The sequence below is a fragment of the Saccharothrix sp. ALI-22-I genome (assembly GCF_001984175.1).
Classification (GTDB): domain Bacteria; phylum Actinomycetota; class Actinomycetes; order Mycobacteriales; family Pseudonocardiaceae; genus Actinosynnema.
Map to the genome: position 1 here is coordinate 1,031,584 of NZ_MTQP01000068.1, position 12,210 is coordinate 1,043,793.

The following is a 12,210-nucleotide window of genomic DNA, read 5'->3' on the forward strand; positions in this document are numbered from 1 at the left end:
CAGCGGTACTAGAAGCAGAGGAACGGCAAGCCATCATGGCGGGACAGAAGATCCGCATCCGGCTCAAGGCCTACGACCACGAGGCGATCGACGCGTCCGCGCGCAAGATCGTCGAGACCGTGACGCGCACCGGCGCTCGGGTCGTCGGGCCTGTGCCGCTGCCCACTGAGAAGAACGTTTACTGCGTCATCCGCTCGCCGCACAAGTACAAGGACTCGCGCGAGCACTTCGAGATGCGCACGCACAAGCGTCTGATCGACATCCTCGACCCGACGCCGAAGACGGTGGACGCGCTCATGCGCATCGACCTGCCGGCGAGCGTCGACGTCAACATCCAGTAAGCGTTGGACGCGGCAGTGTTGATCCCATTTGGGGCGGAGAGTAACGAGACCCATGTCTGACAGGCAGGTTAAGGGCCTCCTGGGCACCAAGCTCGGCATGACTCAGGTCTTCGACGAGAACAACCGGATCGTTCCGGTTACCGTCGTCAAGGCCGAGCCGAACGTGGTCACCCAGGTTCGGACCCAGGAAAACGACGGCTACTCGGCCGTGCAGTTGGCCTTCGGCGCGATTGATCCGCGCAAGGTCAACAAGCCCGTCGCGGGCCACTACGCCAAGGCGGGCGTCACGCCCCGCCGCCACTTGGCGGAGCTGCGCACCACGGACGCGTCCGAGTACACGGTCGGCCAGGAAATCACCGCCGAGGTCTTCGAGGCCGGCGCGGTGGTCGACGTGGTCGGCACCAGCAAGGGCAAGGGCACCGCGGGTGTCATGAAGCGACACGGCTTCCACGGCCTCGGCGCGAGCCACGGCACGCAGCGCAAGCACCGCTCGCCGGGTTCCATCGGCGGCTGCGCCACGCCCGGCCGCGTGTTCAAGGGCATGCGCATGGCGGGTCGCATGGGCAACGTGAAGGTGACCACCCAGAACCTCAAGGTGCACCGCGTGGACGCCGAGTCCGGCCTGCTGCTCATCAAGGGCGCCGTTCCCGGCCCCAAGGGCGGCACCGTGTTCATCAAGACCGCTGCGAAGGGTGGTGCCTGATCATGACTTCCGTTGAGATCCGCACCCCGGCAGGCGCGACCGACGGTTCCGTCGAGCTGCCCGCCGCGATCTTCGACGCGCAGGCGAACGTGGCTCTGCTGCACCAGGTCGTCGTGGCCCAGTTGGCCGCGGCCCGCCAGGGCACGCACTCCACCAAGACCCGCGGCGAAGTTCGCGGTGGTGGCAAGAAGCCGTACCGGCAGAAGGGCACCGGCCGCGCCCGTCAGGGCTCGACCCGCGCGCCGCAGTTCGCCGGTGGTGGCGTCGTCCACGGCCCGCAGCCGCGTGACTACAGCCAGCGCACCCCCAAGAAGATGAAGGCCGCCGCTCTTCGTGGCGCCCTCTCCGACCGGGCGCGCGCCGGCCAGGTGCACGTGGTGACCGGCTTCGTCGAGGGCGACGTGCCTTCGACCAAGACGGCCCGCAAGGTGCTGGGGACGGTCAGCGAGGCCCGCCGCGTGCTGGCCGTGCTGCTGCGCACGGACGAGGTTTCGTGGGTTTCCCTGCGCAACCTGCCGCACGTGCACATCATCGCGCCGGACCAGCTCAACACCTACGACGTGCTGGTCAACGACGACGTGGTGTTCACCAAGGACGCGCTCGACGTGTTCCTGGCGAGCAAGGCCCAGCACGGGCAGGGCTCCGCCGAGGCCACCGCCGAGTCGTCCGAGGTCGACGAGGAGGCCGCGAAGTGATCCCCGACCACCGGGACATCCTGCTCGCGCCGGTCATCTCCGAGAAGTCCTACGGGCTGCTCGAGGAGAACAAGTACACCTTCGTGGTGGCTCCCGGCTCGAACAAGACCCAGATCAAGATTGCCGTGGAGAAGGTCTTCGGCGTCAAGGTCGTCAGCGTCAACACGCTCAACCGCCAGGGCAAGCGCAAGCGCACCCGGACCGGTTATGGCAAGCGCAAGGACACCAAGCGCGCCATCGTGACGCTGTCCGCCGAGAGCAAGCCGATCGAGATCTTCGGCGGCCCGGCCGCCTGATGACGACGAGGACTGCGTAGAGATGGGCATTCGCAAGTACAAGCCGACGACCCCCGGTCGTCGCGGTGCGAGCGTCTCCGACTTCGCCGAGATCACTCGGACGACGCCGGAGAAGTCGCTGGTCCGCCCGCTGCACGGCCGTGGTGGCCGCAACGCGTCGGGCAAGATCACGACGCGGCACAAGGGTGGCGGCCACAAGCGGGCCTACCGCCTCATCGACTTCCGCCGCACCGACAAGGACGGCGTGCCGGCCAAGGTCGCGCACATCGAATACGACCCCAACCGCACCGCGCGCATCGCGCTGCTGCACTACCTCGACGGCGAGAAGCGCTACATCATCGCCCCGTCGAAGTTGCAGCAGGGCGACATGGTGGAGAACGGCCCGAAGGCTGACATCAAGCCGGGCAACAACCTCCCGCTGCGCAACATCCCGGTCGGCACCGTGATCCACGCGATCGAGCTCCGCCCCGGCGGCGGCGCGAAGATCGCCCGGTCCGCGGGCGCCAGCGTGCAGCTCGTCGCCAAGGACGGCCCCTACGCCCAGCTGCGGATGCCCTCGGGCGAAATCCGCAACGTGGACGTCCGGTGCCGCGCCACGGTCGGCGAGGTCGGCAACGCCGAGCACCAGAACATCAACTGGGGCAAGGCCGGCCGGATGCGCTGGAAGGGCCGCAAGCCCACCGTCCGCGGTGTCGCCATGAACCCGGTCGACCACCCGCACGGTGGTGGTGAGGGCAAAACCTCCGGTGGTCGCCACCCGGTGAACCCGGCGGGCAAGCCCGAGGGTCGTACCCGTCGCCGGAACAAGCCAAGCGACAAGCTCATCGTCCGGCGTCGTCGCACCGGTAAGAAGCGCTGAGCAGGGAGGGAGTGAAGGATGCCTCGCAGCCTTAAGAAGGGCCCCTTCGTGGACGACCACCTGCTCAAGAAGGTGGACGTCCTCAACGAGTCGGGCAAGAAGACCGTCATCAAGACCTGGTCCCGCCGGTCGACGATCATCCCCGACATGTTGGGCCACACGATCGCGGTGCACGACGGCCGCAAGCACGTGCCGGTGTTCGTCTCGGAGGCGATGGTCGGGCACAAGCTCGGCGAATTCGCCCCGACCCGCACGTTCAAGGGCCACATCAAGGACGACCGGAAGTCGCGCCGTCGCTAGGCGACGAACTAGAGGAAGAGCAAGGGGAAGCAGCGATGAACGCCCGTAACGAAGCCGAAGCGCCGGAGCTCCCGCGCGCCGTGGCTCGGGCTCGCTACGTCCGTGACACGCCCATGAAGGTGCGTCGCGTCGTCGAGCTCATCAGGGGTCGTAGCGCCAGCGAGGCCCTGGCCGTGCTCCAGTTCGCGCCGCAGGCGGCAAGTGAGCCGGTCCGCAAGGTGCTCGCGAGCGCCGTGGCCAACGCCGAGAACAACCTGTCCCTGGACCCCGACACCCTGTGGGTGTCGAAGGTCTACGTGGACGAGGGTCCGACCCTCAAGCGGTTCCGCCCGCGCGCCCAGGGCCGTGCATACCGGATCCGCAAGCGGACGAGCCACATCACCGTCGAGGTGGAGAGCCGTCCGAAGAAGACCAGCGCGAAGGCCGGCGCTGACAGGAAGGGGGCTCGGTAGTGGGCCAGAAAATCAACCCGCACGGCTTCCGACTTGGTATCACCACGGACTGGAAGTCCCGCTGGTACGCCGACAAGCAGTACGCGGAGTACGTGGCCGAGGATGTCAAGATCCGCAAGCTGCTCTCCAAGGGCATGGAGCGGGCCGGCATCTCGAAGGTGGAGATCGAGCGCACCCGTGACCGGGTTCGCGTCGACATCCACACCGCTCGGCCGGGCATCGTCATCGGCCGTCGCGGCGCGGAGGCCGACCGCATCCGCGGTGAGCTGGAGAAGCTCACCAAGAAGCAGGTGCAGCTCAACATCCTTGAGGTGAAGAGCCCCGAGTCGGACGCGCAGCTCGTCGCGCAGGGCGTGGCGGAGCAGCTGTCCAACCGGGTCGCCTTCCGCCGTGCGATGCGCAAGGCCATCCAGTCGGCCATGCGTTCGCCGCAGGTCAAGGGCATCCGCGTGCAGTGTGGCGGTCGTCTCGGCGGTGCCGAGATGTCCCGCTCCGAGCACTACCGCGATGGCCGTGTCCCGCTGCACACGCTGCGCGCTGACATCGACTACGGCTTCTTCGAGGCCCGCACCACGTTCGGCCGGATCGGCGTGAAGGTGTGGATCTACAAGGGCGACATCGTCGGTGGCATCAGCGCCAAGCGCGAGCGTGACGCCGCTCCGGCGGCCGACCGCGCGCCGCGCCGCGACCGCAACGAACGCCCGAACCGGGCGCGTCGTTCCGGTGCCAGCGGCACCACCGCGACCAGCACCGAGGCCGGTCGGGCCGCTGCGGGCGATCAGACCGCCGCACCGACCGCGACCGAAGAGAAGACGGAGGGCTGAGTCGTGCTCATCCCGCGCAGGGTTAAGCACCGCAAGCAGCACCACCCCGGACGGTCCGGTGCTGCCAAGGGCGGCACGAGGGTCACCTTCGGCGAGTTCGGCATCCAGGCTCTGGAGCCCGCCTACGTGACCAACCGGCAGATCGAGTCGGCTCGTATCGCCATCACCCGGCACATCCGCCGTGGTGGCAAGGTCTGGATCAACATCTTCCCGGACCGCCCGCTGACCAAGAAGCCGGCCGAGACCCGCATGGGTTCCGGTAAGGGTTCGCCGGAGTGGTGGGTGGCCAACGTCAAGCCGGGTCGGGTGCTCTTCGAGATGAGCTTCCCGAACGAGGCTGTGGCCCGCGAGGCGCTGCGTCGCGCGATCCACAAGCTCCCGATGAAGTGCCGCATCGTTACGCGTGAGGGTGGTGAGTTCTGATGGCAGCGGGTACCACCGCTACCGAGCTGCGCGAGCTCACCGAGGAAGAGCTCGTTCTGCGCCTGAGGGAGGCGAAGGAAGAGCTGTTCAACCTTCGCTTCCAGATGGCCACCGGGCAGCTCGACAACAACCGCCGCCTGCGGACGATCCGGCACGAAATCGCCCGGATCTACACCGTGATGCGGGAGCGGGAGCTCGGTCTCTCCGTCTCCCCCGACGCGGTTTCCACTGGTGAGGGTGCGGCATGAGCGAGAGCAACGAAGTGACTACGGCTACCGAGGTTCGCAACGACCGGAAGGTCCGCGAGGGCTACGTCGTGTCCGACAAGATGGACAAGACGATCGTGGTCGCACTGGAGGACCGGAAGAAGCACCGCCGGTACTCGAAGGTCCTGCGCTCCACCACCAAGGTGAAGGCGCACGACGAGCAGAACACCGCCGGTATCGGCGACCGCGTCCTGCTCATGGAGACGCGGCCGCTGTCGGCCACCAAGCGCTGGCGCCTCGTCGAGATCCTCGAAAAGGCCAAGTAACCAGTCGTTACGACCGAGCCCGTCAGGTCGGAAATCTGGCGGGCCAGGAATGGTCAAGGAGCAGGTAAGTGATCCAGCAGGAGTCGCGGCTGCGCGTCGCCGACAACACCGGTGCGAAGGAAATCCTCTGCATCCGTGTTCTCGGTGGCTCGGGCCGCCGCTACGCGGGCATCGGGGACATCATCGTCGCCACGGTGAAGCAGGCCATCCCCGGCGCCGGCGTCAAGAAGGGCGACGTCGTCAAGGCGGTCATCGTCCGCACCGTCAAGGAGAAGCGCCGTCCGGATGGCTCTTACATCCGGTTCGACGAGAACGCCGCGGTGCTCATCAAGAACGACAACGAGCCGCGGGGCACCCGCATCTTCGGCCCGGTCGGTCGAGAGCTGCGCGACAAGAAGTTCATGAAGATCATCTCGTTGGCGCCGGAGGTGCTCTGACATGAAGGTGAAGAAGGGCGACACGGTCGTCGTTATCGCCGGCAAGGACAAGGGTGCTCGCGGCAAGGTCATCATGGCCTACCCCGCTGAGAACCGCGTCCTGGTCGAGGGCGTCAACCGCATCAAGAAGCACACCAGGATCACGCAGACCCAGCGCGGCGCGCAGTCGGGCGGCATCGTGACCCAGGAAGCCCCCGTCCACGTGTCCAACGTGATGGTGGTCGACTCGGACGGCAAGCCGACCCGCGTGGGCTACCGGACGAACGACGAGGGCAAGCGGGTCCGCATTTCCCGTCGTAACGGGAAGGACATCTGATGACCACCGTTGAGAAGACCATTCCGCGACTGAAGACTCGCTACCGCGAGGAGATCGTCGCCGCGCTGCGCGAGCAGTTCGAGTACGCCAACGTCATGCAGATCCCGGGCGTGGTGAAGGTCGTCGTCAACATGGGTGTCGGCGACGCCGCCCGTGACGGCAAGCTGATCGAGGGTGCCGTCAAGGACCTGTCGATCATCACCGGCCAGCGCCCCGAGGTTCGTCGGGCCCGCAAGTCCATCGCGCAGTTCAAGCTGCGCGAGGGCATGCCGATCGGTGCGCGCGTCACGCTGCGCGGCGACCGCATGTGGGAGTTCCTGGACCGCCTGCTGACGATCGCGCTGCCGCGTATCCGCGACTTCCGCGGCCTCTCGGGCAAGCAGTTCGACGGCAACGGGAACTACACGTTCGGCCTCAACGAGCAGTCGATGTTCCACGAGATCGACCCGGACGCGATCGACCGCCCCCGCGGTATGGACATCACCGTGGTGACGACCGCGACCAACGACGACGAGGGCCGGGCGCTGCTGAAGCTCCTGGGCTTCCCGTTCAAGGAGAACTGATGGCCAAGAAGGCGCTGATCAACAAGGCCGCGGCCAAGCCGAAGTTCAAGGTGCGGGGTTACACCCGCTGCCAGCGTTGCGGTCGCCCGCACTCGGTGTTCCGCAAGTTCGGCCTGTGCCGGATCTGCCTCCGCGAGATGGCGCACCGGGGCGAGCTGCCCGGTGTGAGCAAGTCCAGCTGGTAAGTCCGGCTCGGCGGCAGGTTTTCTAAGACTCATCACTTCGCTGTAGGCCCGTCCACGACCAGCCGGCCGCAAGGCCGGCTCGGACCCTGGCTGGGGAACCGCAGCGAGAAAGGTTGACCAGGTCACCATGACGATGACCGACCCGATCGCAGACATGTTGACGCGTCTGCGGAACGCGAACTCGGCTTACCACGACAAGGTCGTGATGCCGCACTCGAAGTTGAAGGCCAACATCGCCGAGATCCTCAAGCGCGAGGGCTACATCGCGAGCTACCGCGATGAGCAGGGCGATGTGGCGAAGAACCTGGTCATCGAGCTGAAGTACGGCCCGAACCGGGAGCGCAGCATCGCCGGCCTGCGCCGTGTGTCGAAGCCGGGCCTGCGCGTGTACGCGAAGTCGACCAACCTGCCGAAGGTGCTGGGCGGTCTGGGCGTCGCGATCATTTCGACCTCTGGCGGTCTGATGACCGACCGCCAGGCCAACAAGTCGGGCGTGGGCGGAGAAGTCCTCGCCTACGTCTGGTGAGGAAGGGGGACTAGGCAATGTCGCGCATCGGAAAACTGCCGATCACCGTCCCCTCCGGGGTCGACGTGAACATCGACGGCCAGGCTGTCAGCGTGAAGGGCCCGAAGGGCACCCTGTCGCTGAACATCGCTGAGCCGATCATCATCGAGAAGGCCGACGACGGCACTCTCGAGGTGAAGCGCCCGAACGACGAGCGTCGCAGCCGCTCGCTGCACGGCCTGTCGCGCACCCTGGTGCAGAACATGGTCGTCGGCGTGACCCAGGGCTACGAGAAGAAGATGGAAATCCACGGTGTCGGTTACCGCGTGGCGCTGAAGGGCTCCGATCTGGAGTTCGCGCTGGGCTACAGCCACCCGGTGAAGGTGGAGGCCCCCGCGGGCATCACCTTCGCGGTGGAGACCCCGACCCGCTTCTCCGTGGCCGGCATCGACAAGCAGCTCGTCGGCGAGGTCGCCGCCAACATCCGCAAGCTGCGCAAGCCCGACCCGTACAAGGGCAAGGGTGTGCGGTACTCGGGTGAGAAGATCCGCCGCAAGGTCGGAAAGACGGGTAAGTGACATGAGCGAGACTGCAACGAAGCGCAAGCCGGTGGGCAAGGACATCTCGACCACTCGCCGCATCGCCAAGACCCGCCGTCACTTCCGCCTCCGCAAGAAGGTCAGCGGCACGGCGGAGCGCCCGCGCCTGGTCGTGCACCGGTCGTCCAAGCACATCACCGTGCAGATCATCGACGACATCGCCGGCCACACCCTGGCGGCGGCTTCCTCGGTCGAGGCGGACGTCCGCGCGATCGACGGCGACAAGAAGGCCCGTGCGGCGAAGGTCGGCCAGCTGGCCGCCGCCCGTGCCAAGGACGCCGGGATCAGCAAGGTGGTCTTCGACCGCGGCGGCAACGCCTACCACGGTCGGATCGCCGCTCTGGCCGATGCCGCCCGTGAGGCTGGGCTGGAGTTCTGACAATGCACATGAACCGAATTGAGAGGGACGCCTGATGCCAGGACGCACGCGTCGCGAAGGCGGCGGGGGCGAGCGCGGAGAGCGTCGCGACCGTCGTGACGGCGGCCGCGGCGGCGCGGCCCAGGAGAAGACCCCGCACCTGGAGCGCGTGGTTGCGATCAACCGCGTCTCCAAGGTCGTCAAGGGTGGTCGTCGCTTCAGCTTCACCGCGCTGGTCGTGGTCGGCGACGGTGACGGCATGGTCGGTGTCGGCTACGGCAAGGCCAAGGAAGTGCCGGCGGCGATCGCCAAGGGTGTCGAGGAGGCGAAGAAGAACTTCTTCCGCGTCCCTCGCATCGCGGGCACGATCCCTCACCCGATCCAGGGCGAGAAGGCGGCCGGTGTCGTGCTGCTGCGTCCGGCCTCGGCCGGTACCGGTGTCATCGCCGGTGGCGCGGTTCGCGCGGTGCTGGAGTGCGCCGGTGTCCACGACGTGCTGAGCAAGTCGCTGGGCTCCGACAACGCCATCAACATCGTGCACGCCACGGTGGCGGCCCTGAAGGGTCTCCAGCGTCCCGAGGAGGTGGCCGCCCGCCGCGGTCTGCCGCTCGAGGATGTGGCTCCCGCCGGCATGCTCCGTGCCCGTGCAGGGGCGGTGTGACCATGGCTCAGCTCAAGGTGACCCAGGTCAAGAGCAGCATCGGTACCAAGCACAACCACCGTGAGTCCCTCCGGACCCTGGGGTTGCGCAAGATCCGCCAGTCGGTGGTCCGCGAGGACACGCCGCAGGTTCGCGGCCTGATCCACGCCGTGCGCCACCTGGTGGTCGTCGAGGAGGTCCAGTCGTGACCATCAAGATCCATGACCTGCGTCCGGCACCCGGCGCCAAGACCGCGAAGACCCGTGTCGGTCGCGGTGAGGGCTCCAAGGGCAAGACGGCCGGTCGCGGTACGAAGGGCACCGGAGCGCGGAAGAACGTTTCCCCGCGCTTCGAAGGTGGCCAGATGCCGCTGCACATGCGCCTGCCGAAGCTGAAGGGCTTCCGCAACCCGTTCCGCACCGAGTACCAGGTGGTGAACGTGGGCGACCTCGCCCGGGTGTTCCCGGACGGCGGTCGGGTGGACGTGGACGCGCTGGTCCACGCGGGCCTGGTGCGCAAGAACGAGCTCGTCAAGGTCCTCGGCAACGGTGACCTGGACGGCGTCAAGCTGGACGTCGTGGCGAACAAGTTCTCCGGCAGCGCGGTCGAGAAGATCGCCGCCGCCGGTGGCACCACCACCGTGCTCTGAGCACACACTGACGAACGGCCCCGGAGCCTCCGCTCCGGGGCCGTTCGCGTTCCCCGGTTATTGACGTTTGCCGGCGGCTGCCAGGGGTGTCCCACCGGCGAGGGACGCCGTGGCGGAGCTGGTGAGACGGACGTTCGCGCAGGGCGTAAACAGTCGGCAGCCGGGGTTGGCGTGCTCGCCCGGGGCTCGGGGTCTTCGTCGGCGCCTCTGGCCTGGTCGCATTGACCCCTGGCCGCCCGAACCCCCTGGGTATGGCACGGCGCCACCACGGCCCTCTCAAGGCCGCTACGGCGCTCCTGGGCCGCCTTGTGGCTGTTCTGCGTCTTGCAAGCTGTTCTACTGGGTATGGCGGATGCGCCGGCGACGAACCGAACTTGATCCATTCGGGGGCTTGCCGGCTGTCGTAGCCGATCAGGTACGAAGTGTGAAGGGCGACTGCCTACGGCGATCGGCCAAGCGGCTGTTAAAGTCGCGGGCTGAACCCGGATGCCCTCCGGGTCGGTCGCGGCTACCCGTCGCTTCCGCCACCGTCGGCGATGGTCGACGGCATGTCCGCAAGACTGTGCCGGCAACACAGCCGGCACCGCAGGATGCCGACCCCAGTGGGGCGGCAACGCTGATGGAGGTTCGCGTGCTCGGCGCATTCCGCTCGGCTCTCGCGACGCCGGACCTACGCAAGAAGATCCTTTTCACACTCGGGATCGTCGTGGTGTACCGGTTGGGCGCGACCATGCCCGCGCCGGGCGTCTCCTTCAAGAACGTCAAACAGTGCGTCGAGGCGGTTGACCAGCAGGGTATCTACTCGCTGATCAACCTGTTCAGCGGCGGCGCGCTGCTGAACTTGTCGATCTTCGCGCTCGGCATCATGCCCTACATCACCGCCAGCATCATCGTGCAGCTGCTCACCGTGGTGATCCCGCGGTTCGAGCAGCTGAAGAAGGAAGGGCAGGCGGGTCAGGGCAAGCTGACCCAGTACACCCGCTACCTGACCATCGCGCTGGCGGTGCTCCAGTCCACCGGCATCATCGCCCTGGCCGTGCGCGGGCAGCTGTTCGCGGGCTGCGAGTACGACGTCATCCCCGACGACAGCATCTTCAACCTGATCGTCCTGGTCGTCGTGATGACCGCGGGCACCAGCGTGATCATGTGGCTCGGTGAGATCATCACCGAGAAGGGGATCGGCAACGGCATGTCGCTGCTGATCTTCACCGGCATCGCGGCCCGCATCCCGATCGAGGGCAAGATCATCCTCGACCGCGGTGGCCTGACGTTCTTCCTGGTCTGCGTCGCGGCTCTGCTGATCATCGCCAGCGTCATCTACGTGGAGCAGGCCCAGCGCCGCATCCCGGTCCAGTACGCCAAGCGCATGATCGGCCGCCGGATGTACGGCGGCACGTCGACCTACCTGCCGCTCAAGGTGAACCAGGCCGGTGTCATCCCGGTCATCTTCGCCTCGTCGCTGCTCTACCTGCCGGACCTCGTCTCGCGCCTGACCTCCTCCACCACCGACGGCAGCACGCCGAACTGGTGGGAGAGCTTCGTCGCCACGCACCTGGTCAGCCAGTCCAGCCCGGTGCACATCGCGCTGTACTTCCTGCTGATCGTCTTCTTCACCTACTTCTACGTCGGCATCACGTTCAACCCGGACGAGCGTGCGGACGAGATGAAGAAGTTCGGTGGGTTCATCCCGGGCATCCGGCCGGGCCGCCCCACCGCCGAGTACCTCCGCTTCGTGTTGGGGCGGATCACGCTGCCGGGCTCGCTCTACCTGGGCATCGTCGCCATCCTGCCGAACCTGTTCCTCGACCTGACCGGTCAGGGCCAGAACCAGAACTTCCCGTTCGGCGGCACCGCGGTGCTGATCATGGTCGGTGTCGGTCTCGACACCGTGAAGCAGATCGAGAGCCAGCTCATGCAGCGCAACTACGAAGGGTTCCTCCGCTAGTGCGACTCGTTCTCGTCGGCCCGCCCGGAGCGGGCAAGGGCACCCAGGCCGAAGTTCTCAGCAACAAGCTCGGCGTGCCGCACATCTCCACCGGGGACCTCTTCCGCGCCCACATCAGCCAGCAGACCGACCTCGGCAAGGAGGTCCAGGAGTACCTGGACTCCGGCGAGCTGGTGCCGGATGCGGTCACGAACGAGATGGTGCGGGCCCGGCTCGCACAGCCGGACGCCGTCAACGGCTTCCTGCTCGACGGCTTCCCGCGCAACACCGCCCAGGCGGGCGTGCTGGGCGGGATGCTGGCCGCGGACGGCCACGCGCTGGACGCGGTGCTGGAATTCCGGATCGACGAGGACGTCGTGGTCGAGCGGTTGCTCGCCCGCGGTCGCACGGACGACAAGGAAGAAGTGATCCGGCACCGCCAGCAGGTGTACCGGACGGAGACCGCGCCGCTGCTCGACTACTACTCCGACATCGTCGTGACCATCGACGCGGTCGGTGAGGTCGACGAGATCAGCGAGCGCGCTCTCCGCGCGTTGCGCGCCCTGAAGTGAGCGGTGGACTTGTCGATGCGCTGCGTCGGGTCGTCCC

23 protein-coding genes are annotated in these 12,210 nt (G+C 67.1%); all 23 read left to right on the forward strand.

What is annotated here, in order from left to right; all coding sequences use genetic code 11:
- Positions 1-35 precede the first annotated feature (35 nt).
- The 23 genes from rpsJ (at position 36) to ALI22I_RS41905 (ending at position 12,173) form a co-directional block, all read left to right on the forward strand.
- Positions 36-341, forward strand: coding sequence for a 30S ribosomal protein S10 (rpsJ, locus tag ALI22I_RS41795; RefSeq protein WP_003938093.1), 306 nt, complete (start codon positions 36-38; stop codon positions 339-341).
- 52 nt (positions 342-393) lie between these two features.
- Positions 394-1,044 (forward strand): 50S ribosomal protein L3, encoded by a 651-nt coding sequence (rplC, locus tag ALI22I_RS41800; protein ID WP_077011033.1) that lies wholly within the window; start codon positions 394-396, stop codon positions 1,042-1,044.
- 2 nt (positions 1,045-1,046) lie between these two features.
- Positions 1,047-1,739, forward strand: a complete 693-nt coding sequence (gene rplD, locus ALI22I_RS41805) for a 50S ribosomal protein L4 (protein WP_077011034.1) — start codon at positions 1,047-1,049, stop codon at positions 1,737-1,739.
- On the forward strand, positions 1,736-2,035 hold the full coding sequence (rplW, locus tag ALI22I_RS41810) for a 50S ribosomal protein L23 (RefSeq protein WP_053715234.1): 300 nt from the start codon (positions 1,736-1,738) through the stop codon (positions 2,033-2,035). The genes rplD and rplW overlap by 4 nt, the downstream gene beginning before the upstream one ends.
- Before the next feature lie 22 nt (positions 2,036-2,057).
- Positions 2,058-2,894: a 50S ribosomal protein L2 gene (gene rplB / locus ALI22I_RS41815; protein WP_077011035.1), complete on the forward strand. Its 837-nt coding sequence runs from the start codon at positions 2,058-2,060 to the stop codon at positions 2,892-2,894.
- Between the two features lie 18 nt (positions 2,895-2,912).
- The gene (rpsS, locus tag ALI22I_RS41820) at positions 2,913-3,194 is read left to right on the forward strand and encodes a 30S ribosomal protein S19 (protein WP_033436717.1); all 282 of its coding nucleotides are present in this window, start codon (positions 2,913-2,915) and stop codon (positions 3,192-3,194) included.
- A gap of 35 nt (positions 3,195-3,229) precedes the next feature.
- On the forward strand, positions 3,230-3,646 hold the full coding sequence (gene rplV, locus ALI22I_RS41825; RefSeq protein WP_077011036.1) for a 50S ribosomal protein L22: 417 nt from the start codon (positions 3,230-3,232) through the stop codon (positions 3,644-3,646).
- Complete coding sequence (rpsC, locus tag ALI22I_RS41830) at positions 3,646-4,470, forward strand: 30S ribosomal protein S3 (protein WP_077011037.1); 825 nt, start codon at positions 3,646-3,648, stop codon at positions 4,468-4,470. Before rplV ends, rpsC begins: the two co-directional genes overlap by 1 nt.
- 3 nt (positions 4,471-4,473) lie before the next feature.
- Positions 4,474-4,893, forward strand: a complete 420-nt coding sequence (gene rplP / locus ALI22I_RS41835) for a 50S ribosomal protein L16 (RefSeq protein ID WP_033436719.1) — start codon at positions 4,474-4,476, stop codon at positions 4,891-4,893.
- Positions 4,893-5,141: a 50S ribosomal protein L29 gene (rpmC, locus tag ALI22I_RS41840; RefSeq protein ID WP_077011038.1), complete on the forward strand. Its 249-nt coding sequence runs from the start codon at positions 4,893-4,895 to the stop codon at positions 5,139-5,141. Before rplP ends, rpmC begins: the two co-directional genes overlap by 1 nt.
- A complete protein-coding gene (rpsQ, locus tag ALI22I_RS41845) occupies positions 5,138-5,425 on the forward strand; it encodes a 30S ribosomal protein S17 (RefSeq protein ID WP_077011039.1) in 288 nt (95 codons plus the stop codon). Before rpmC ends, rpsQ begins: the two co-directional genes overlap by 4 nt.
- Before the next feature lie 68 nt (positions 5,426-5,493).
- Positions 5,494-5,862, forward strand: coding sequence for a 50S ribosomal protein L14 (gene rplN, locus ALI22I_RS41850; protein ID WP_033436721.1), 369 nt, complete (start codon positions 5,494-5,496; stop codon positions 5,860-5,862).
- A 1-nt stretch (position 5,863) separates the two neighbouring features.
- Positions 5,864-6,178, forward strand: coding sequence for a 50S ribosomal protein L24 (gene rplX / locus ALI22I_RS41855; RefSeq protein WP_077011040.1), 315 nt, complete (start codon positions 5,864-5,866; stop codon positions 6,176-6,178).
- A complete protein-coding gene (gene rplE, locus ALI22I_RS41860) occupies positions 6,178-6,741 on the forward strand; it encodes a 50S ribosomal protein L5 (protein ID WP_077011041.1) in 564 nt (187 codons plus the stop codon). Before rplX ends, rplE begins: the two co-directional genes overlap by 1 nt.
- Positions 6,741-6,926 (forward strand): type Z 30S ribosomal protein S14, encoded by a 186-nt coding sequence (locus ALI22I_RS41865; RefSeq protein WP_053715226.1) that lies wholly within the window; start codon positions 6,741-6,743, stop codon positions 6,924-6,926. The genes rplE and ALI22I_RS41865 overlap by 1 nt, the downstream gene beginning before the upstream one ends.
- Positions 6,927-7,053: 127 nt before the next feature.
- A complete protein-coding gene (gene rpsH, locus ALI22I_RS41870; protein WP_033428586.1) occupies positions 7,054-7,452 on the forward strand; it encodes a 30S ribosomal protein S8 in 399 nt (132 codons plus the stop codon).
- A 17-nt stretch (positions 7,453-7,469) separates the two neighbouring features.
- Positions 7,470-8,009 carry a 50S ribosomal protein L6 gene (gene rplF, locus ALI22I_RS41875; RefSeq protein WP_077011042.1) on the forward strand — a complete coding sequence of 180 codons (540 nt, stop codon included), beginning with the start codon at positions 7,470-7,472 and terminating at the stop codon, positions 8,007-8,009.
- A 1-nt stretch (position 8,010) separates the two neighbouring features.
- A complete protein-coding gene (gene rplR, locus ALI22I_RS41880) occupies positions 8,011-8,409 on the forward strand; it encodes a 50S ribosomal protein L18 (RefSeq protein WP_077011043.1) in 399 nt (132 codons plus the stop codon).
- A gap of 34 nt (positions 8,410-8,443) precedes the next feature.
- Positions 8,444-9,049, forward strand: coding sequence for a 30S ribosomal protein S5 (gene rpsE / locus ALI22I_RS41885; RefSeq protein ID WP_037329520.1), 606 nt, complete (start codon positions 8,444-8,446; stop codon positions 9,047-9,049).
- Positions 9,050-9,051: 2 nt separating this feature from the next.
- Entirely contained in the window at positions 9,052-9,237 is a 186-nt protein-coding gene (gene rpmD / locus ALI22I_RS41890) for a 50S ribosomal protein L30 (RefSeq protein ID WP_033428588.1), read from the forward strand.
- A complete protein-coding gene (gene rplO, locus ALI22I_RS41895; RefSeq protein ID WP_077011044.1) occupies positions 9,234-9,677 on the forward strand; it encodes a 50S ribosomal protein L15 in 444 nt (147 codons plus the stop codon). The genes rpmD and rplO overlap by 4 nt, the downstream gene beginning before the upstream one ends.
- 631 nt (positions 9,678-10,308) lie before the next feature.
- Positions 10,309-11,622, forward strand: coding sequence for a preprotein translocase subunit SecY (gene secY / locus ALI22I_RS41900; protein WP_077011241.1), 1,314 nt, complete (start codon positions 10,309-10,311; stop codon positions 11,620-11,622).
- Positions 11,622-12,173 (forward strand): adenylate kinase, encoded by a 552-nt coding sequence (locus tag ALI22I_RS41905; RefSeq protein WP_077011045.1) that lies wholly within the window; start codon positions 11,622-11,624, stop codon positions 12,171-12,173. Before secY ends, ALI22I_RS41905 begins: the two co-directional genes overlap by 1 nt.
- Positions 12,174-12,210 lie beyond the last annotated feature (37 nt).

Coding starts and splice junctions, on each gene's coding strand:
- rpsJ (WP_003938093.1), top strand. CDS start 36: ATGGCGGGACAGAAGATCCGCATCCGGCTCAAGGCCTACGACCACGAG.
- rplC (WP_077011033.1), top strand. CDS start 394: ATGTCTGACAGGCAGGTTAAGGGCCTCCTGGGCACCAAGCTCGGCATG.
- rplD (WP_077011034.1), top strand. CDS start 1,047: ATGACTTCCGTTGAGATCCGCACCCCGGCAGGCGCGACCGACGGTTCC.
- rplB (WP_077011035.1), top strand. CDS start 2,058: ATGGGCATTCGCAAGTACAAGCCGACGACCCCCGGTCGTCGCGGTGCG.
- rpsS (WP_033436717.1), top strand. CDS start 2,913: ATGCCTCGCAGCCTTAAGAAGGGCCCCTTCGTGGACGACCACCTGCTC.
- rplV (WP_077011036.1), top strand. CDS start 3,230: ATGAACGCCCGTAACGAAGCCGAAGCGCCGGAGCTCCCGCGCGCCGTG.
- rpmC (WP_077011038.1), top strand. CDS start 4,893: ATGGCAGCGGGTACCACCGCTACCGAGCTGCGCGAGCTCACCGAGGAA.
- rpsQ (WP_077011039.1), top strand. CDS start 5,138: ATGAGCGAGAGCAACGAAGTGACTACGGCTACCGAGGTTCGCAACGAC.
- rplX (WP_077011040.1), top strand. CDS start 5,864: ATGAAGGTGAAGAAGGGCGACACGGTCGTCGTTATCGCCGGCAAGGAC.
- rplE (WP_077011041.1), top strand. CDS start 6,178: ATGACCACCGTTGAGAAGACCATTCCGCGACTGAAGACTCGCTACCGC.
- ALI22I_RS41865 (WP_053715226.1), top strand. CDS start 6,741: ATGGCCAAGAAGGCGCTGATCAACAAGGCCGCGGCCAAGCCGAAGTTC.
- rpsH (WP_033428586.1), top strand. CDS start 7,054: ATGACGATGACCGACCCGATCGCAGACATGTTGACGCGTCTGCGGAAC.
- rplF (WP_077011042.1), top strand. CDS start 7,470: ATGTCGCGCATCGGAAAACTGCCGATCACCGTCCCCTCCGGGGTCGAC.
- rplR (WP_077011043.1), top strand. CDS start 8,011: ATGAGCGAGACTGCAACGAAGCGCAAGCCGGTGGGCAAGGACATCTCG.
- rpsE (WP_037329520.1), top strand. CDS start 8,444: ATGCCAGGACGCACGCGTCGCGAAGGCGGCGGGGGCGAGCGCGGAGAG.
- rpmD (WP_033428588.1), top strand. CDS start 9,052: ATGGCTCAGCTCAAGGTGACCCAGGTCAAGAGCAGCATCGGTACCAAG.